Genomic DNA, 19,139 nt, shown 5'->3' with positions numbered 1-19,139 from the left:
GAAAATTCAATCTAAACGACTGTTAGGAAAGGTTAATTTTCATTCTGTAAAAAATGTGATTAGAAGAGCAGGTGACAAACAACGATGGGGCAGGACATGTCGGAACAGGAAAACGCGTTGTCGGAAGACATCAAAGCGCTGACGGACGAGCTCGACCGGCTCAACAATCACAAATTCATTCGCATCCAGAATTCCAAATTGCGGATGATGTGGTTTCAGTTCCTGCGCGGGTTGGCTTTCGGCTTCGGCTCGGTCGTCGGCGCCTCCATCGTGGTGTCGATCGTCGGCTATATGCTCAACCAGATGGAGGTCGTGCCGATCATCGGCGACTGGGCCAAGCAACTGGCCGGCGAGATCCTGAGCGAAACGCAGCGGGTCGAGACCGGACAGTAGACCGGGCAACGACCGGAAAAGGCTTTCTTTTTCAAAAGAATCCGGTTAAACGCGCGCATTCCTAGGCCTCAGTGCCGGGAAGATTCTCCAAGGGCCCTGCTGGACGACATCCCGGCTTGCGCCATAACCCTTTGTTTTCGAAAGGAGACCCCGATGTCGATCACGGTTGAAGAGAAAGCCCGCCTGATCAAGGAATTCGGCACCAAAGAAGGTGACACCGGTTCCCCCGAAGTTCAGGTCGCAATTCTGTCCTCGCGCATCGCGACGCTCACCGAGCACTTCAAAACCCACAAGAAAGACAACCACGGCCGTCGTGGTCTTTTGATGATGGTCGCCCAGCGCCGTAAGCTGCTCGACTACGTCAAAGGCAAAGACGAAGCTCGCTACCAGTCCCTCATCGAGCGTCTGGGCCTGCGTCGCTAAGCCCACGGCTGCGCCAAGGCGCACCATCGTTATGTTTTTCAAAAGACCCTCTTCGGAGGGTCTTTTTTCATGTCGCAACGCTCGACCGCCCTCAAATCAGCGGACGCTGCCCCACGTCCTCTTCCTCAACCAACGCATAGCCCTGCAATTTCTCCCGATCGAGAATCTGCAATTCGCCATCGCTCCAGCGCGCCACCTTCCGATTGCGCAGCACGCCCAGCGTCTTATTCGTATGCACCAGAGACAAGCCCAGCGCATCCGCCACATCCTGTTGCCGATAGGGCAAGGGCACGCGATTGCCCTTGGCAAGCCCGCGATGCGACAGCCGGTCAAACAGTTTCAAAAGTGCCCAGGACACACGTTCAAGCCCCTTGCGCTGTCCCACCGTCACAAGGCTCTGCCCGAGAAACGCCTCCTCGGAAGCCGCCAGCCAGACAAGATCATAGGCCCGTCCCGGATGGTTTTGAAACAAGCGCCAGAGATCGCTGCGCCGGAAGGTACAGAGCACCATGGGCGTCGTCGCCTCGACCGAATGGCCCGCCACACCCATCACCCCGGCCTGAAGCCCGACGAAATCTCCCGGCAGGATGAAATTCACCACCTGACGCCGTCCGTTCTCAAGCGTCTTGTAACGCACGCCCATGCCGCTCAGCACGGTATAAAGATGCGGCGTCTCAGACCCTTCGATCTGGATCGTCGTGCCCGCGTCCACACTCAGCTCACCGCTTTTAAATCCCTCCGTAAAGGCCAGTTCCTGCTGTGAAAACGGCACGAAACAGTCCTTCTTGCGCAAGGGGCAATTTTTACACTCAACGGTCACGCAAATATCCTCCGGCTATGTCGTAGTTTAATTCGCGAAACCGCCTTTTGGTTCATTCTGAGGATGATTTTTCAAGACAGGCTTGCCCAGATATGTTCTCCCACACTGCTGCCCCCGCCGTTCAAAACGCGGTTTTTCTGATCCTTGCCGAGGACGAGACATTCGGGGAGAGCCTCTGTTTCGCCCTGCTGCGGCTTGTCCCCGGCGCGCAGATTTTCAGGGTCGCCAGCCCGGGCGAAGCCATCGTGACCCTGAGCAAGCTACCGCATGTGACAGCCGCATTTCTGGCACTGCCGCCACAGAGGTGAATGCCGGTGTTCTTGGGCTTCGCTTGTCACAACGCGGCGCACGGATCATTCTGCTGCTCTCGGCCCCGACCCCGATCACATCGCGCTATGAAACACTGGTGTGGCCGCAGGACCCGGGCGTTCTGGCTGCGCTTTTGCGCCCCGCGCCCTCCTGAGGCCACATCGTGTCAGCGCCGATCGTCCACCTGACGGATCACATCCGCAAGTTTCTGCCCGATCACCCGCGAGCCCTTTTTCGACGGATGGATCATATCCGCGCCGTGAAAGGACCGGTCGCCCTCCGGGACAAGTTTTGAGACATCCAGAAAATACACCCCGTCCATCGCCCGCACCATCTGCGTCAGCCGCGCTTCGAAGGCATCGCCAAGCTCCCGGCACGAGTCGATCACAGACTCCACTCCCGGGCTGCGAAGATAGCCGAGGTAAATCACCCGCGCCCCGCTGTTGCGGATCTCACGCGCCAGTTCCGGGATCGCTCCGGCGGTGCCCTCCGGCGAAATCATTCGGGTCATCTTGCGTTCGCACGCCTTGCACCCACAGCCCAGCCAAAGATCGTTACCCCCCCCGTTGATCACCACCCAATCCACCGCGTCACCGCGATACTGTTTGGTGATGTTCATGCCGATGGCGCCCGAAATCGGCAGGCCATAAAGAATACGCGCACCTCCCATGGCCCGGTTCTCCACCGGTTCGCCGAGGCTTTGCGACAACACATCCGCAATCGAACTTTTGGACACGAGATGCCAGGCCATCATGGAATCGCCCAGCGCCAGAATGCGCGGGCCACTTCTTTCGATCTGTGGCGTGTCACTCGGACCTGCCGATCTGGCGGCAATCTCGCTGCCGCTTGCAAACGCGGTTTCACCGGATGCGATCAGGGCAGAGAGGCTCAAAATCAAAGCCGTCAGGAGGGATATCATACGGGCATGCAACATGGGCGACGCTCTTTGTAGTTTTGCGACATAAAAGATTCGTTGGCCCACCCAGCCTTGTGCTTCAGCAATGCCATATGGGCCAGCGACATGGAAACCGAAAAAGCCTGCGCTTTGGTAAATAGTCGACTTTCCCAATGTTCCCCATTCGTACATGACATTTTTCTGTGCATAAAACCTCGTTAATCCAAATTCACCTTATTTGACTGGCACTACAGTCTTTTCTTGTCTCAAAATGTCACATCTGCATTCTCCCGACAAAATTCCAACAAGGGGAAAATGTCATGGAATTGGGAGTCTGGATCAGTTTGATCCTCTATTTCGCGCTGATGCTCGCCATCGGCTTTTATGCGTGGCGCAAATCCACGGACACGGCCGAGGGCTATGTTCTGGGCGGGCGCAATCTTCATCCGGCCGTCGCGGCGCTCTCGGCGGGGGCCTCCGACATGAGCGGCTGGCTTCTGCTCGGTCTGCCCGGCGCGCTTTACGCCTCCGGTCTGATCGAAGCCTGGATCGGCATCGGCCTTTTCGTCGGCGCGCTGATCAACTGGATCGTCGTCGCACCCCGTCTGCGCGAGCAAACCAAGCGCTACGACAACAGCCTCACCATCCCGGAATTCCTCGCCAACCGCTTCCCGACCGCCGCGACCACGCTGCGGGTCGTCTCGGCGGTGATCATCGTGGTGTTCTTCGCCGTCTACACCGCCTCGGGCCTCGTCGGCGGCGGCAAGCTTTTCGCCTCCGCCTTTGAGGGCTCCTACATGACCGGCGTGATCCTCACCCTCGGCGTGGTTCTGGCCTATACCGTCTTCGGCGGCTTCCTCGCCGTCTCGCTCACCGACTTCGTGCAGGGCTGCATCATGATGTTCGCTCTGATCATCATGCCGATCGTGATCCTCACCACGGGTCAGGGCAATGGCGTCGAACAGGCCGCCCAACGTCTCGCGACCGAAGTCGATCCGAACTACCTGTCGATGACCCACGGGCTGACGCTGCTGACCTTCCTGTCCACCGTCGCATGGGGTCTCGGCTATTTCGGCCAGCCGCACATCATCGTGCGTTTCATGGCTGTGCGCACCCTCAAGGAAGTGCCGGTCGCCCGCAACATCGCGATGCTCTGGATGGCGATCTCGCTGATCGGGGCCATCGGCGTCGGCATCTTCGGCCGCACCTATATGGAGCGCAACGGTCTGACGCTCGAAGACCCGGAAACCATCTTCATCGTGCTCTCCGAACTGCTGTTCCATCCGCTGGTCACCGGCTTTCTGTTCGCCGCCCTGCTGGCCGCGATCATGTCCACCGTGTCGTCGCAGCTTCTGGTGTCCTCCTCCTCGCTCACCGAAGACTTCTACAAGGTCTTCCTCCGCCGCAACGCGTCCGAGCATGAGCTGGTGAACGTCGGCCGCCTCTGCGTGGCGCTCGTGGGCGTCGCCGCGATCCTGATCGCTTCCGATCCGACCTCCAACGTGCTGAGCCTCGTGTCCAACGCATGGGCCGGTTTCGGCGCCGCCTTCGGCCCGCTGATGATCCTGTCGCTGACCTGGAAACGCATGACCGGCGCGGGCGCCGTCGCAGGCCTCGTCGTCGGTGCGGGCACCGTCGCCATCTGGATCATGTCGGGGCTGAACAAGAGCTTCATGGGCGAAGGTCTCTATGAGATCATCCCGGGCTTCGTCGCCTCCTTCATCGCCATCTTTGTCGTCAGCCTGTTGACCAAGGAGCGCGGCGAATTCCGCCCGCTGGAGACCCCCGCAGAATAAGCGGTGCTGAAAACCGCAAAAAACACCGACGGGCGGCCATGTGTCGCCCGTTTTCCTATGTTTCACGCACAACTCGCGACTTGGCGCAGCGGCGATTTTGCTGTATGCGCCTTGACCATCTGAGACGTAACGCAACAGACCCCGGCGTTGTGAAGGTAAGATATGGGGTCGGCGGCAATGGGGCCGCCAGATAAACGGGAGACCCGAGAGGGCTCGGGAGTGCTCCCCAGTAGGATACACTTGATGTTCAACGAAGTGAAAAAATCGATCCAGTGGGGCGAAGAAACCCTCACGCTGGAAACGGGCAAGATCGCCCGTCAGGCCGATGGCACCGTCATCGCCACCCTTGGCGAAACCTCGGTGATGGCCAACGTCACCTTCGCCAAGACCCAGAAAGAGGGCCAGGATTTCTTCCCCCTCACGGTTCACTACCAAGAGAAATACTATGCCGCCGGTAAAATTCCGGGTGGCTTCTTCAAACGCGAAGCGCGTCCGACCGAGAAAGAGACGCTCACCGCGCGTCTGATCGACCGTCCGATCCGCCCGCTCTTCGTGCCGGGCTTCAAAAACGAAGTTCTGGTGATGTGCACGGTTCTGTCGCACGATCTCGTCAACGACCCGGACGTCGTCGCAATGATCGCCGCCTCTGCGGCCCTGACCATTTCCGGCGCGCCGTTCATGGGCCCGATCGCCGGGTGCCGCGTGGGTTTCGAGGATGGCGAATACATCCTGAACCCGACCGTCGACGACATGCAGGACCTGCGCAACAACCCGGACCAACGTCTGGACCTCGTTGTCGCCGGCACCAAAGACGCCGTGATGATGGTGGAATCCGAGGCTTACGAGCTGACCGAAGACGAAATGCTCGGCGCCGTGACCTTTGCCCACGAGCAAATCCAACCGGTCATCGACCTGATCATCGATCTGGCCGAAGAGTCCGCCAAAGAGCCGTTCGATTTCCAATCCCCGGATTACTCCGAGCTCTACGGCGTTGTGAAAGCCGCTGGCGAAGAGAAAATGAAAGCCGCCTACGCGATCCTCGACAAACAGGAACGTGTGGCTGCCGTCGCTTCCGTCAAGGAAGAGATCAAAGCCGGTCTGTCCGAAGAGCAACTCGCCGACACCAACCTCGGCTCCGCTCTGAAGAAACTCGAATCCAACGTGCTGCGCTCTTCCGTTGTGAAAGAGGGCAAACGCATCGACGGTCGCGCGCTCGATCAGGTTCGCCCGATCACCTGCGAAACCGGCCTGCTGCCGCGCACCCACGGCTCCGCTCTGTTCACCCGTGGTGAAACGCAGGGCCTCGTCGTGACCACGCTCGGCACCGGCGACGATGAGCAGATCATCGACGCGCTGCATGGCAACTTCCGCTCCAACTTCCTGCTGCACTACAACTTCCCGCCGTACTCGGTCGGTGAAGTGGGTCGTGTCGGCTCCCCGGGTCGTCGTGAGATTGGTCACGGCAAACTGGCATGGCGCGCCCTTCAGGCCGTTCTGCCCGCTGGCACCGACTTCCCCTACACGATCCGCGTGGTCTCCGAGATCACCGAGTCGAACGGCTCCTCCTCGATGGCCTCCGTCTGCGGCGGCTCGCTGTCGATGATGGACGCCGGTGTGCCGCTCAAGGCCGCTGTGGCCGGTGTGGCCATGGGTCTCGTTCTGGAAGACAGCGGCGAGTTCGCGGTTCTGACCGACATCCTCGGCGACGAAGATCACCTCGGCGACATGGACTTCAAAGTGGCCGGGACCGAAAAAGGCATCACCTCGCTGCAAATGGACATCAAAGTCCAGGGCATCACCCCCGCGATCATGAAGCAAGCTCTGGCCCAAGCCAAAGCAGGCCGCCTGCACATCTTGGGCGAGATGAACAAAGCGCTCTCCGGCGCTGGCGAATTCTCCGCTCACGCCCCGCGCATCGAAACGATGCAGATCCCGACCGACAAGATCCGTGAAGTGATCGGCTCCGGCGGCAAGGTCATCCGCGAAATCGTGGAAACCTCCGGCGCGAAAGTCGATATCAACGACGACGGCGTGATCAAAATCGCCTCCGCCAATGGCGAAGCGATCCAGAAGGCTTACGACATGATCTACTCGATCGTGGCCGAGCCGGAAGAAGGCCATGTCTACAAAGGCAAGGTCGTCAAACTGGTCGATTTCGGCGCGTTCGTGAACTTCTTCGGCAAGCGTGACGGCCTCGTGCACGTCTCGCAAATCGAGAACCGTCGCCTGAACCACCCGTCGGACGTTCTGAAAGAAGGTCAGGAAGTTTACGTCAAACTTCTGGGCTTCGACGACCGTGGCAAGGTCCGCCTTGGCATGAAAATGGTCGATCAGGAGACCGGCGAAGAAGTCAAGAAAGAGGAAGAAGCCGAATAATCGGTTCCCCTTTCGAGAAATCGAGAAGCCCCGCCGTAGGTGGGGCTTTTTTTATGCGTATTGACCTATGACCTCCACGCCTCATGCCATCCGCCCGGTGCGTATGAGAGGGGAACTCGCTGAAACTCGCCGACACACAATCAAAAGTTGAAATGTGACTTTTCCCCGTCGGGGAAAACGCTCATACAGGCCGCAGACCTTTTCAATCCAGCCACGTTTACAAAGCCATATGACACAGAACCGCCTTGATCGACATCTCCGCATCACCGTCGCCGCATTGACACGCAGACGCCCGCAAATGGTTCGGGCTCTGATTGCCTCTTGGGGAGGCATGGACCTGCCTGAAAACTGTACAACACGCTGTCTCATCGTCGAGAATGATGACCAGCCTCACACCCGCGACCTGATCGAGGCGGCCCCGGTGCTGCCGAATGGTCTGGAAATCGATTATGTGCTCGAACCCGAGGCTGGCATCTCCATCGCGCGCAATCGCGCCGCGAAGGAGGCTCTGGCGCAGGAAGCCGATCTTCTCATCTTCGTCGATGACGACGAGACCGTGGCGCAGGACTGGCTCGTCAAACTCATCGCGGGCTATCGTCAAAGCGACGCCGTGTTGTTGGGCGCGCCGCTGCGCATCGCCCCGGCCGTCGACAACCTGACGGCTTTCCAGTCCCTGATGTACAAGAGCTTGACCGAGTTCTACCAGAAACGGGAACAGCGCGCGGCAGAGACCGCCACGCTCAACACCCCGGGACGCGCGGTGATCGCCACGAACAACTGGCTCGTGGAAACCCGCATGTTTCGCGATGAAAACATCTGGTTCGACAAAAAGCTGCGTTTCGCGGGTGGCGAAGACACAGAGTTCCTCACCAACGTGCAGGCCCGCGGTTTTACCGTCGGATGGGTTGCGGATGCCCTGGTCTACGAGACCCTTCCCCCCGCACGTCTCAGCTTTATCTATCAATATCGCCGGACACGGGATCAATCCAACACGAACTTTCATCGCCGGATGCGCGAGAAACCGAAGGCGCGCTACAAAATCTTCCTGCGTATTCCCGGCAAGCTCATCCAGATAACTGTGATCCTGATCGCCCTGCCATTCAGCCCGACCCACTCGCTTCTGAAACTCGCCAAAACGGCGGGCGGCTTTTGGGGGAAACTCGGCGCTGCTCTGGGGACACGGTCCCGGCATTATACCTCGACCACCGGTCACTGAGCCCGTTCAGCCCCCGGCAAACCACCGTTTCGCCGCCAGATCCTCGACGCTTTCCGCCTCGATCTGATCGACCTTGCGCATCACGCGTCGAACATGATCCGCCTCGTTCTGGGTCATGTTCGAGCCGCGTGTGATCTTGGCCTGAAGCTCGCTGTTCGAGCGCGTGTAATAGTGGTTGAGCTGGATGTGATCCGCCGAATAGAACCCCGGCTTTTTGCGATCCCCGACCGAGGCCCGCACGCCCTTGTCGTTCACACTGTCGCCCGAACCATCCGTCTCGATCGCATGCACCCTGAGCGCCGTCACATGGCACGGGTCCACGATCATCTTGAAATTGCACATGCCTTTCAAGGGGCTCATCGGCTCCGGGTGCCGCCGTGTGTAATTCGCCACGATCCCGCCCTCCGGCGGTTCCTCAAACCCGTTGCGCCCGAACATATGCCACGGCAGCGAGATGTTCACCGCGCCCTCCAGATGCATCAGACATTCCGGCAAAGTCTCCGCCGATTTCGGCACCAGAAACTCATCCACGTCGATGAACGTCATCCAGCGGAACTGATCGCCGAAATTCGCCACAGCATGGGCATAGGCCAGCACCTGATTGTGGATCTCCGCTCCCGAATTGCCATCGCGCAGCTTCTGGTGCCACGGAATGACGGTCACATTCTCGATCCCGACAGCGGCGACCAGTTGCACCAGCGTGCCGTCCGTCGAGCCGTTGTCATAGACGTAGAAATGCCGCACGCCCGCCTTGGCGTGAAACCGGCCCCATTCGCCAATATGGCGCTCCTCGTTGCGCACGATGAGCACCACCGCGATGCCGTGCCGGTCGGCCATGGGCGCGGGCGGATCGAGTGCGATGCGGGAGATGGATTTGGTGCGGCGCAGTGCTGAAAACATAAAAAACCCCTGTTCGCGGGCAGCCTAATCAATTGGGCTACGGGCGAACAGGGGCGATTTTTACCGGCTTACGCCGAAAGCCTTAGGCTTTCACGAAACGCAGGTAGGGCAGTTTGATGTCCACCTCGCCGAATTTCTCGGCGGCCTGTTCGTCGGAAAGCGACAGAGCGGCGATCACGTCCTGACCCACGGCCCAGTTCGCCGGCGTCGCGAGCGGCTTGCCATAGGTTTTCTGGATGCCATCGAGCGCGCGGAGCACTTCGGCAAAGTTCCGACCCACGGACATCGGGTACAGCATGGAAAGCTGAAGCTTTTTGTCCGGGGAGATGATGAACAACGCCCGCACGGAGGCCGCATCGGCCGCGGTGGAATTTTCATCGAGGTAAGCGTCGGCCGGCAGCATGTCGTAGAGTTTCGACACGTTCAGGTCGGTGTCGCCGATGATCGGGAAACCCGCCGGAGCGCCGGAGAAGGACTCGATGTCTTTTTTCCAGGGGCCGTGGTCTTCGACCGGGTCAGTGGAGAGACCGATGACCTTCACGCCGCGCTTTTCCCATTCTGCGGAAAGCTGCGCCACGGCGCCGAATTCGGTGGTGCAGACCGGGGTGAAGTCTTTCGGGTGGGAGAACAGGATAGCCCAGCTGTCGCCGATCCACTCGTGGAAGTCGATCTCACCTTGGTCGGTTTTGGCGGTAAAGTTCGGAACGATGTCGTTGATGCGAAGACCCATGGTCATCTCCTCTGTATAAGTGCGTCGTCTGGTAACTTAGATACATTCTAAAAGCGGAATTTCCACCCCGTTTTCGACAACCGCGACAAATTTACTCGGGTTTACTCAAAACGGGCATTTCGCGGTGAACGAAAGCCCCGCCCCGCCGTCCGGATGCCGGAACCGCAATTGCTCGGCATGAAGCATCAGACGCGGCGCATCCCGGGCCTCTCCCTCGGCATAAAACGGGTCCCCCATGATCGGATGCCCAATGGCCAGCATATGCACGCGCAACTGATGCGACCGCCCGGTCTTGGGCATCAACCGCACCCGCGTCTGGTTGCCCTCGTAGCGCACCACGCGCCAATCGGTCACCGCCGGTTTGCCGGTCTCGTGACAGACCATCTGTTTCGGACGGTTCGGCCAGTCGACAATCAGCGGCAGGTCCACCGTGCCGGTCTTCTCCGCGATATGGCCATGCACCCAGGCGACATAGGTCTTTTTCGTCTGACGTTTCTCGAACTGCAAGCCAAGGTGACGCTGCGCATGGGGCGTCATCGCAAAGACCATCACCCCGGAAGTGTCCCGGTCCAGCCGATGCACCAGCAAAGCCTCCGGGAAGGTCGCCTGAATGCGCGACATCAGACAATCGGCCAGATGCTCGCCCTTGCCCGGCACGGACAAGAGCCCCGAAGGTTTGTCCACCACGAGGATCTCATGATCCAGATGCAGGATATTGAGCGGGTCTTGCGGGGGATTGTAATCGTCACTCATCGCGGCCTCTTTCGTCTCCCCGCGCGGGTATCACGCCCGGATCACATTGGCAAAGACGCTGTCGAGAATCCCGCCAAGCCGCCCGGCATCCTCCTCGGTGAACGCGTCCGGGAAATCGCTGTCGAGATCGAACACGCCCAGAAGCTGCCCTTTCGCATTTTGCACCGGAAGCACAAGCTCCGAACGCGTCGAGGAGGCGCAGGCGATATGGCCCTCGAAGGCCTCCACATCCGGAACAAGCTGCACCGTCCTCGTGCGCGCACAGGCACCGCAAACCCCACGCGCGAACGGGATCACCAGACACCCATGCCCGCCCTGATACGGCCCGATCTTCAAAAGTCCTTCGGAAACAACACGGTAGAAACCCGTCCAGTGGAACAGATCATCCGAGTGGTGCACTTCGCAGGCCACGGTGGCCATCAGCGCAACCTCATCCGTCTCCCCGGCACAGAGTGCGGCGACCCGTGCCGACAAACCGTCGTAATCCGGCATGCTTTTCTCCCTTTTCCTGCTTCGCGCAAACCCATTGGTAAGATTTCCGCCGTAGGATCAACCCCGATCTAGAAACGAAGGTACGGCAAAAGGTACGGCATATGAAACTGACCCATCAGGATTTTGATGACGTGCGAATCGTGAGCGTCGTCGAAAACCGCATCGACGCGGCCTGCGCCATTCAGTTCAAGGACGAGATGCGCGCGCTGAGCGACAGTGGCCCGGCGCGCATTCTCCTCGATCTCGGAAATGTCGAATTCCTCGACAGTTCCGGGCTCGGCGCCGTGGTCGCCGCGCTCAAGGCCGTGCGTCACGGCCAACGCCTCGAACTCGCCGCCCTGCACCCCACCGTGCAACGGGTCTTCCATCTCACGCGCATGGATACCGTCTTTACCATTCACGCCAGTGTCGCGGCCGCGGTCGAGGGCATTGCGAATGCGTCCTGAGGGCAATCTCAAACGTCAGGAGACCTGGGAGGTCCCGCCCGAACCGAAAGACCACGCGTTGAGACTCATCCTTCCGGCAACCGAAGCCGCGGTACGTCGCGGATTGGCCAGTATCAAACACGGGCTGGGCGCGGGTAACTATGGCCAGGACGAGCTTGCCAGTCTCGAAATCGTTCTGGCCGAGGCGCTCAACAACATCGTCGAACATGCCTATGCGGATCGCTCCGACGGCATGATCGAAATCCACCTGTGCCAGACGGCCAAAGGTCTCTGGTGCACCATCCTCGACAATGGCCAGATGATGCCCGGCGGCGAACCGCCCCTCGGCCGCCGCGCCGATCTCAATTGCGACATCGCCGATCTGCCCGAGGGCGGCTTTGGCTGGTTTCTGATCCGGGAACTGGCGCACGATCTGGAATATATCCGAGAAGGCGATCACAACCGCCTCTGCTTTCGCATGTCGATCGGCCAGATGGCCTGACGAACCGCCTGCGGGTCGGCTCAGTTCAGTTGGAAATGCAGCGGATAGGACCCGTCTTCAAACGGGCCAAACAGATCGTCGAGATCCGGATGCTGAACCGGCTCCCCGGAATAATCCGCCACAAGGTTCTGCTCCGACACATAGGCGACGTAAAAGCTCTGATCGTTTTCCGCGAGCAGGTGGTAAAACGGCTGATCCTTGCTCGGGCGCACATCCTCGGGAATGGCGGCATACCATTCCTCGGTGTTGGAGAACATCGCGTCGACATCGAACACGACACCGCGGAAACTGTGTTTCCGGTGCCGGACAACCTGTCCCAGATGATATTTGGCGCGTGATGACATCATGACGTTGCAACCCTCATACTTGGTTAGTAGACCTTTAAAACGGTCTCTGTCCACGGGGGGCAGCCCGGGAAATGGGAAACAGTCTGTGAACCTTGTTTTGACAGTGCTCGAAATCGTGACACCGGTGTTCCTTCTGGCGCTGATCGGCTTCACCTGGGTCAAGACCGGCCACGAATACCGGCTCGAATTCGTCACCAAGCTCACCATGACCCTCTCCGTGCCCGCGCTGATCTTCACCGCTCTGGTCAAGGCCGACATCGAACCCGCCGCGCTCTCGGCGCTCTCGCTGGCCTCGGTCGTCGCCTATGGCGGGGTCACAATCGCCGCCTGGGGCGTCGTCAAACTGATGGGGCTCGACAGCCGCACCTATCTCGCCCCGCTGATCTTCGGCAACACCGGCAACCTCGGCCTGCCGCTCGCGCTCTTCGCCTTTGGCGAGGCCGGGCTGAGCTATGCCGTCGTCGTCTTTGCCGCCATGGCGCTCTGGTCCTTCACCTTCGGGGTCTATGTCACCGCAGGCGGCGGCTCTCTCGGCAAGGCGTTCAAGGAACCGCTGGTCTGGGCCACGGCGCTTGGCGCGCTCTTCCTCTGGCAGGGCTGGACGCTCCCGACCTTTGCCATGAACACGCTCTCGCTCTTGGGCCAAATCGCCATCCCGCTGATGCTCATCACCTTGGGCGTCGCCGTCGCACGCCTGCATCCGCACGGGCTCGGGCGCGCCGCCATCATGGCCGTCGGCAAGGTCGTGCTCTGCGCCGGTATCGCCGCCCTCGCCGGGTTCTGGTTCAACCTCGATCCGGTGCCCTTCGCCGTGCTCGTCGTCCAGATCGCTACCCCGGTCGCCGTCACCTCCTACATGCTGGCGGAGAAATACGGCGCGGATTCGGATGCGGTCGCCGCCCTCGTCGTCTCCTCGACGCTGCTGTCGGTGATCTACCTTCCGGTCCTCCTCGCCCTGCTGATCTGAGCGATTTCGACACGCCCCCGTTCACAGGAATGCCATTTCACAGCTGCGCCAAATCCGCTATGCTGTCGGGAAATATAAAGCGAGAGGCAGTTATGAGCAGACGTCTTCGCGCACTCACGGTTTTTCTTCTGCTGTCCGCCTGTGGCGGAGGCTATAACAGTGCGCCCAGAAATCTCGACAACGCATGTTCCATTCTGGACCAGCGCCCGACCTATTTGCGCGCGATGAAAAAATCCGAACGCAAATGGGGCATCCCGGTTTATGTCCAGATGGCGACCTTCTATCAGGAAAGCAAATTCGACGGCGATGCCCGCACGCCGCACCAGTTCGTGCTCAACGTGATCCCGATGGGGCGGCAAAGTTCGGCCTTCGGCTACGCTCAGGCGCTCGACGCCACCTGGGACGAATATCGCGTGGAGCAGAACCGCCGGGGCGCCAAACGCACCCGGATCGAGGACGCCACCGATTTCATGGGCTGGTACATGGCAGAATCTTCCGAACGCCTCGGCATTTCGAAATACGACGCCCGCAACCAGTACCTCGCCTATCACGAGGGCCGCAGCGGCTATGCCCGCGGCAGCTACAATTCCAAAGCCTGGCTCGTGCGGGTCGCCGGTTCCGTCGCCGACCGCGCCGAGGTCTACCGCCAGCAGCTCACCGCCTGCGGCAAGATCTGAACCGGATCAGTCGAGCGGCGTACCCCGCCGCTTGGCTTCCGTACGGATGTTGAACTCCCCGTCCGGCACCGAACCGCCCAGTTTCATCTTGGTGAGCTGAACCGTGGTCGCCCCGCCGGTCTCGTCATGGATCACCCAGGCCTTGAGCACCGGGGTCGGGCTAAAGATCATGTCGATGGACCCGTACTCCGGGTGATCCGGGTCCTGCGCCCGCACCACCGTATCGCCATTCTGTTCGGTGTGCGACACCACCATCTTGGCTTTGCTCAGGTCGACATTGCGCGCCAGCATCAGGGACAGCGGCGTCTGCGACAGCGGAAACCGCTGCGGCGGCTCGTTGGAGCCGGGATCGAACACCGCGACCTGACCGCCCGACACCAGCACAAGCGCATCGTCCCCCCCGCCGTAATCGAGCCGCATCCGCCCCGGGCGTTTGATCGTCACGGCACCTTGCGACCGCGAGCCGTCGTCATTGATCTGGGTGAATTCCGCCTCGACCGTTCCGAGACCGTTGAGGTAGCTCGAAATCGTCGAGAGCGGCAGTTTCTCCGCCGCCGCAGGACCGGCGAAGGAGAGGGCGACAAGGGCAGGCGCGAGGGCCTTGAGGGAGGCCCGCACAGGGGCACTGAGAATCTGTTTCATGCCTGAGATATAGCCGCTCCCGACGCGACTTCCACCTCTCCTGACTTCACAGGTCGCGGAACTCCGCGTGAGCTTACTGCTCCGGCACCAGAATCTCGCGCTTGCCGACATGGTTCGCAGGCGACACCACACCCTCGTCCTCCATCTGCTCCACCAGACGCGCGGCCTTGTTATAGCCGATCGCCAGTTTGCGCTGGATGTAAGAGGTCGAGCATTTGCGATCCTTGATCACGATGGCCACCGCCTGATCGTAAAGCGCATCCTCGCCCGAGGTATTGCCACCGGTGCCAAGCCCGAGAACCGCGTCGATATCGGCGGATTTCTCGTCATCCGGCCCCTCGACCACACCGCCGACGTAATCCGGCGGACCGTAGGCCTTGAGGTAGGAAACGATCTTTTCGACCTCCTCGTCCGACACGAACGGCGCGTGACAGCGGGTGATCCGGCCACCGCCGCCCATGTAGAGCATGTCGCCCATGCCCAAGAGCTGTTCGGCGCCCTGCTCGCCCAGAATGGTGCGGCTGTCGATTTTCGAGGTCACCTGAAACGAAATCCGCGTCGGGAAGTTCGCCTTGATCGTGCCGGTGATGACGTCCACGGAGGGGCGCTGCGTCGCCATGATCAGGTGAATCCCCGAGGCCCGCGCCATCTGCGCCAGACGCTGGATACAGGCCTCGATCTCCTTGCCCGCCACCATCATCAGGTCGGCCATCTCGTCGACGACAACGACGATGAACGGCAGCGCGACGGGCCGGAATTCCTCGGTCTCGAAAATCGGATCGCCGGTCTCCTCGTCAAACCCGGTCTGCACCGTGCGGGAGAACATCTCGCCCTTCGCCAGCGCCTCTTTGACGCGCCCGTTATAGCCGTCGATGTTGCGCACGCCCATTTTGGACATCTTGCGATAGCGGTCTTCCATCTCGGCGACGACCCATTTCAGCGCCACAACGGCCTTTTTCGGGTCGGTCACAACCGGGCTCAACAGATGCGGGATGCCGTCATAAACGGACAGTTCGAGCATCTTCGGGTCGATCATGATCATCCGGCATTCTTCCGGCGTCAGCTTGTAGAGAAGCGACAGGATCATCGTGTTGATCGCCACCGATTTCCCGGACCCGGTGGTCCCGGCAATCAGCAAGTGCGGCATCTTCGCAAGGTTCGCGACAACCGCATCGCCGCCGATATCCTTGCCAAGCGCCAGCGGCAGCGAATGCTTGCCGTCGCCATAATCGCGCCCCGACAGGATCTCGCGGAAGGACACCATTTCGCGATGTTCGTTCGGCAATTCGATCCCGATCACCGAGCGCCCCGGCACGGTCGAGACACGCGCAGAAAGCGCCGACATCGAACGCGCAATATCGTCCGCCAGACCGATCACCCGGCTGGCCTTGAGACCCGGCGCGGGCTCGAGTTCGTACATGGTCACGACCGGCCCCGGCCGCACCGACACGATCTCGCCCTTCACACCGTAATCGTCGAGCACATTCTCCAGCATCCGGGCGTTCTCTTCGAGCGCCTCGTCGGACAGCGTATGCCGCACGATATTGACCGGGTTCTCCAGCAGAGACAGCGGCGGCACCTCGTATTCGGCCTCTTTCGGATCGAATTTCAGGCTGGGCTGCGCCTCTGCCTGGGCCTGTTTCGACGGCACAACGGGCTTGCGCACCGGGTGCTGCACCACGCGTTTCGCCTCGGGGGCTGCGGGTTGCGCATGTTCGAACCGGGCAGGCTGCGGCGCGATATACTCCGGCGTCTCCAGCGCCTCATAGGCATCTTCGTAATCTGTCTCATAGGCTTCGAGCGGAACGTAATCCGTCTCATAGCCATCGCTCTCATAACCGGCGGCCTCATACCGGGGCGCCTCATAAGCCTGCGCCTCGTAGCCGTCGTAACCCGTATCATAGGCGTCATAGGCCTCAACAGGCTCCGCCACATCGATCATCTCCGCCACAGGCGCGCTGAGCGGCGGCGTCACCGGGCGCGTCGTGTCGAGGATCATCGGGCGCGGGCCCTTCTTGTATTTCGCCACGGCCTTTTGCGCCGCACTCATCGGCGGCTCGACACGGGTCGCGCCCGGCACAATCGCCCGCGATCCGGCACGCGCCCGCGAGTTGATCACATTGGCGATCTTCGAACGGATGCGGTCGTCCTGCCCCGGCAACATCTCCACATCGGGGGCCAGATCCGGCTCGATCAGCTCGGGCTCCGGGTCTTCCACCGCATTGCGTTTCAAAAGCGTCGGCATCTTGGCAAAGAGCGACGGCTTGGCCTCCACCTCCGGCGCGGGCATCGGTGCCGCGACCGGCGCCGCAACCGATGCGGAAACATGCGCCTCGCGCACATCGGCACGGATCACCCGCGACCCGTGAGGCGCGGCCTGCTGCGTCTGCCGCATCTGGGCGTCAAAGGCGGCCTGTTCCTCGGCGATCTGACGCTGCTCTTCCCGGCGCGCCTCACGACGCGCCGCCGCCTTCTCCGCCATGCGCTGGCCGAGATGCACCGACCCGCGCGCGCTGCGCCCCATCAGGTGCAGCATCAGCGCATAAAGCGACACCAGTCCCCAAAGCAGATAGCGCCCGAGGTCGATCATCTCGGCGCGGGTAAACCCGAAGGCGAACAACGCCAGCGCGAGCGCCGTAAAGAACGACAGCAAGGCCAGAAATTTAAGGCTGAGCGCCGCACCGAAAGGCACGATCTGGATCAGCGCCGCCAAAACCGTATCGCCGAACAGCCCCCCGAAAGATTGCGGCAGGCTGGAGGCATGGGTCGAGGCATAGATCGCCGCCACCGCAATGGCGATCGGCACGAAGACCGCCCGCGACAAGGCTCGATCAGAGCCCCGGTGCAACAGATACCGAAGACCCCAGGCCGCAAACCCAAGCGGAAAGCCCCAGGAAGCCACCCCGACGATGATCATCAGAGGCGAGGCGATCGAGGCACCGAAACGCCCCAGAATGTTGTTCACCGGCGCTTCCGTCGCCGACAACCAGCTCGGGTCCTCCGGCGCGTAACTTCCCAGCAGCAGCGCAAAGATCAGCCCGACCGCCACGAGACCGAGCCCGATCAGCTCCTGCCCCCGGCGTTCCAGCAAGATCTGGGTGTTTTTGTCGAACAGCGGATCGCGACCACGTGCCTGATAGGATGCCATGCCTGCCTCTTACCTTAACCGTACAAACAGTCGCGGAGCTGGATCAGCCCGCGCTGTGTCTCTTCTTTTGGGGCCACGAGTGCGACCCGGATGTAATGCTTGCCGGGGTTCTCCCCGTTCACCTCGCGCGACAGATAGGCCCCGGGCAGGACCCGCACACCGGTCTCTGTCCAAAGCTTCATCGCCGCCTCTTCGCCGTCATTGACCGGCAGCCAAAGGAAAAACCCCGCCTGCGGCGCCTGCGCGCCTTGAATGCCCGAAAACACCTCGTCGGCCATGTCGAATTTCTCGACGTAGAGCTTGCGCGAGGCAATGACGTGCTCCTCATCGGCCCAGACACGGGCCGAAACCGCCTGAATCGGACCGGGAAGCGGTGCGCCGGAATAGGAGCGAAGCCGCCGGATGCGGAGCATATTCTCCGGTCCCGAGGCCACGAAGCCGGAGCGCAGCCCCGGAAGGTTCGAGCGTTTCGAGAGCGAATGGAAAATCACCACGCGCTCGGGATCGGCCCCCATCTCGCGCGCCACTTGCAAGGCACTGACGGGCACGTCGTCGCGGTAAATCTCGGAATAGCACTCGTCGGAAAACACTTTGAAATCGTGTTTTTCCGCCAGCGAAATCAAATCGCGCAGATAATCGCGCGAGGCAATCGCGCCCTGCGGGTTCGACGGGCTACAGATATAGGCAATCGCCGTACGGTCCAGAACCTCTGTGGGCAGCCCCGCGTAATCCGGCAAAAATCCGGTCTCGCGGGTTGCAGGCACGAACACCGGTTCGGCCCCGATGGTCGTCGCGGCAACGGCATAGACCTGATAAAACGGGTTGGGCGTCAGCACGACCGGCTGTTTGCCGGTCTTGGTTTCCGGGCAGAGCGCGATACAGGCGTTCATCAACCCCTCGCGCGTGCCGTTGAGCGCCATGATGTCGGTGACGGGATCGACCGTCACGCCGAAACGGCGCTTGAGCCACCCGGCAATGGCGTCCAAAAGCGCGTCTGTGCCATTGTTGTTCGGATATTTTGCAAAGCCCGCGAGATTTTCCGCCAACACGTCGCCCACAAACGGCGGCATGGCGTGGCGCGGCTCGCCGATGGTCATATGCAGGACCTCGCCCCCCGGCGCATGCGCGTCGAGAAGGCTCCGCAAACGCGGAAAGGCGTATTCCGGCAGGTTGGAAAACCGCTCAGGGAACATCATGAAACTGCTACTGCCTCTGTATTTCCGGATCTTTTCGCCCGGGTGTTTGGGATCAAGATAACCGGGCCGGGCCGATTGGTCCAGAAAAAGACGGGCCGCCCAAGCGCCCTCCCGCAATGGTTGTGACTTTTA

Annotated in this window: 20 protein-coding genes; 10 read left to right on the top strand and 10 right to left on the bottom strand. The window is 60.8% G+C overall.

The window, feature by feature from the left end; all coding sequences use genetic code 11:
- The first annotated feature begins 96 nt into the window (after nt 1-96).
- Together V1471_RS15845 and rpsO are read left to right on the top strand one after the other, a co-directional pair.
- A complete protein-coding gene (locus V1471_RS15845) occupies nt 97-393 on the top strand; it encodes a DUF5665 domain-containing protein (protein ID WP_434289977.1) in 297 nt (98 codons plus the stop codon).
- A gap of 153 nt (nt 394-546) precedes the next feature.
- Complete coding sequence (gene rpsO, locus V1471_RS15840; protein ID WP_066704574.1) at nt 547-816, top strand: 30S ribosomal protein S15; 270 nt, start codon at nt 547-549, stop codon at nt 814-816.
- 91 nt (nt 817-907) lie between these two features.
- Here rpsO and V1471_RS15835 read toward each other — a convergent pair whose 3' ends face one another.
- On the bottom strand, nt 908-1,588 hold the full coding sequence (locus V1471_RS15835) for a Crp/Fnr family transcriptional regulator (protein ID WP_434289975.1): 681 nt from the start codon (nt 1,586-1,588) through the stop codon (nt 908-910).
- A 140-nt stretch (nt 1,589-1,728) separates the two neighbouring features.
- Here V1471_RS15835 and V1471_RS15830 point away from each other — a divergent pair, with 140 nt between their 5' ends.
- The gene (locus tag V1471_RS15830; RefSeq protein ID WP_434289974.1) at nt 1,729-1,944 is read left to right on the top strand and encodes a hypothetical protein; all 216 of its coding nucleotides are present in this window, start codon (nt 1,729-1,731) and stop codon (nt 1,942-1,944) included.
- Nucleotides 1,945-2,111: 167 nt separating this feature from the next.
- On the opposite strand, the gene V1471_RS15825 is transcribed toward V1471_RS15830, so the two are convergent.
- Nucleotides 2,112-2,879 (bottom strand): SGNH/GDSL hydrolase family protein, encoded by a 768-nt coding sequence (locus tag V1471_RS15825; RefSeq protein WP_434289973.1) that lies wholly within the window; start codon nt 2,877-2,879, stop codon nt 2,112-2,114.
- A gap of 281 nt (nt 2,880-3,160) precedes the next feature.
- Between V1471_RS15825 and putP the strand changes: the two genes are divergently transcribed.
- The 3 genes from putP (at nt 3,161) to V1471_RS15810 (ending at nt 8,228) form a co-directional block, all read left to right on the top strand.
- Nucleotides 3,161-4,636 carry a sodium/proline symporter PutP gene (gene putP, locus V1471_RS15820; RefSeq protein ID WP_434289972.1) on the top strand — a complete coding sequence of 492 codons (1,476 nt, stop codon included), beginning with the start codon at nt 3,161-3,163 and terminating at the stop codon, nt 4,634-4,636.
- A 243-nt stretch (nt 4,637-4,879) separates the two neighbouring features.
- On the top strand, nt 4,880-7,012 hold the full coding sequence (gene pnp / locus V1471_RS15815) for a polyribonucleotide nucleotidyltransferase (RefSeq protein ID WP_434289971.1): 2,133 nt from the start codon (nt 4,880-4,882) through the stop codon (nt 7,010-7,012).
- Between the two features lie 331 nt (nt 7,013-7,343).
- The gene (locus V1471_RS15810; RefSeq protein ID WP_434289970.1) at nt 7,344-8,228 is read left to right on the top strand and encodes a glycosyltransferase family 2 protein; all 885 of its coding nucleotides are present in this window, start codon (nt 7,344-7,346) and stop codon (nt 8,226-8,228) included.
- A 6-nt stretch (nt 8,229-8,234) separates the two neighbouring features.
- On the opposite strand, the gene V1471_RS15805 is transcribed toward V1471_RS15810, so the two are convergent.
- The 4 genes from V1471_RS15805 to V1471_RS15790 all read right to left on the bottom strand — a co-directional run bounded on the left by V1471_RS15805 (nt 8,235) and on the right by V1471_RS15790 (nt 11,103).
- Nucleotides 8,235-9,128 (bottom strand): glycosyltransferase family 92 protein, encoded by an 894-nt coding sequence (locus V1471_RS15805; RefSeq protein WP_434289969.1) that lies wholly within the window; start codon nt 9,126-9,128, stop codon nt 8,235-8,237.
- A gap of 82 nt (nt 9,129-9,210) precedes the next feature.
- Nucleotides 9,211-9,858: a peroxiredoxin gene (locus V1471_RS15800; protein ID WP_434289968.1), complete on the bottom strand. Its 648-nt coding sequence runs from the start codon at nt 9,856-9,858 to the stop codon at nt 9,211-9,213.
- Between the two features lie 105 nt (nt 9,859-9,963).
- Nucleotides 9,964-10,611: an RluA family pseudouridine synthase gene (locus tag V1471_RS15795; protein ID WP_434289967.1), complete on the bottom strand. Its 648-nt coding sequence runs from the start codon at nt 10,609-10,611 to the stop codon at nt 9,964-9,966.
- 30 nt (nt 10,612-10,641) lie between these two features.
- On the bottom strand, nt 10,642-11,103 hold the full coding sequence (locus V1471_RS15790) for a GAF domain-containing protein (RefSeq protein ID WP_434289966.1): 462 nt from the start codon (nt 11,101-11,103) through the stop codon (nt 10,642-10,644).
- A 101-nt stretch (nt 11,104-11,204) separates the two neighbouring features.
- Here V1471_RS15790 and V1471_RS15785 point away from each other — a divergent pair, with 101 nt between their 5' ends.
- The gene (locus V1471_RS15785; protein ID WP_434289965.1) at nt 11,205-11,549 is read left to right on the top strand and encodes an STAS domain-containing protein; all 345 of its coding nucleotides are present in this window, start codon (nt 11,205-11,207) and stop codon (nt 11,547-11,549) included.
- A 58-nt stretch (nt 11,550-11,607) separates the two neighbouring features.
- Nucleotides 11,608-12,030, top strand: coding sequence for an ATP-binding protein (locus V1471_RS15780; protein WP_434289964.1), 423 nt, complete (start codon nt 11,608-11,610; stop codon nt 12,028-12,030).
- Nucleotides 12,031-12,050: 20 nt separating this feature from the next.
- On the opposite strand, the gene hspQ is transcribed toward V1471_RS15780, so the two are convergent.
- A complete protein-coding gene (gene hspQ / locus V1471_RS15775) occupies nt 12,051-12,377 on the bottom strand; it encodes a heat shock protein HspQ (protein WP_434289963.1) in 327 nt (108 codons plus the stop codon).
- An 85-nt stretch (nt 12,378-12,462) separates the two neighbouring features.
- Here hspQ and V1471_RS15770 point away from each other — a divergent pair, with 85 nt between their 5' ends.
- Both V1471_RS15770 and V1471_RS15765 read left to right on the top strand, forming a co-directional pair.
- A complete protein-coding gene (locus V1471_RS15770) occupies nt 12,463-13,344 on the top strand; it encodes an AEC family transporter (RefSeq protein ID WP_434289962.1) in 882 nt (293 codons plus the stop codon).
- 92 nt (nt 13,345-13,436) lie between these two features.
- The gene (locus V1471_RS15765; protein ID WP_434289961.1) at nt 13,437-14,021 is read left to right on the top strand and encodes a lytic transglycosylase; all 585 of its coding nucleotides are present in this window, start codon (nt 13,437-13,439) and stop codon (nt 14,019-14,021) included.
- A 6-nt stretch (nt 14,022-14,027) separates the two neighbouring features.
- On the opposite strand, the gene V1471_RS15760 is transcribed toward V1471_RS15765, so the two are convergent.
- From V1471_RS15760 to V1471_RS15750, 3 genes are all read right to left on the bottom strand, one after another.
- Complete coding sequence (locus tag V1471_RS15760; protein WP_434289960.1) at nt 14,028-14,663, bottom strand: LolA family protein; 636 nt, start codon at nt 14,661-14,663, stop codon at nt 14,028-14,030.
- Between the two features lie 73 nt (nt 14,664-14,736).
- Nucleotides 14,737-17,811 (bottom strand): DNA translocase FtsK, encoded by a 3,075-nt coding sequence (locus tag V1471_RS15755; RefSeq protein WP_434289959.1) that lies wholly within the window; start codon nt 17,809-17,811, stop codon nt 14,737-14,739.
- A 14-nt stretch (nt 17,812-17,825) separates the two neighbouring features.
- Nucleotides 17,826-19,007, bottom strand: a complete 1,182-nt coding sequence (locus V1471_RS15750) for an aminotransferase class I/II-fold pyridoxal phosphate-dependent enzyme (RefSeq protein ID WP_434289958.1) — start codon at nt 19,005-19,007, stop codon at nt 17,826-17,828.
- Between the last annotated feature and the right edge of the window lie 132 nt (nt 19,008-19,139).

It is taken from the genome of Celeribacter sp. SCSIO 80788 (assembly GCF_051054295.1).
In the GTDB taxonomy this organism is placed as follows: domain Bacteria; phylum Pseudomonadota; class Alphaproteobacteria; order Rhodobacterales; family Rhodobacteraceae; genus Celeribacter.
The sequence above is the reverse complement of the archived record's forward strand: the minus strand, read 5'-3'. Positions and strand labels throughout refer to the sequence as shown.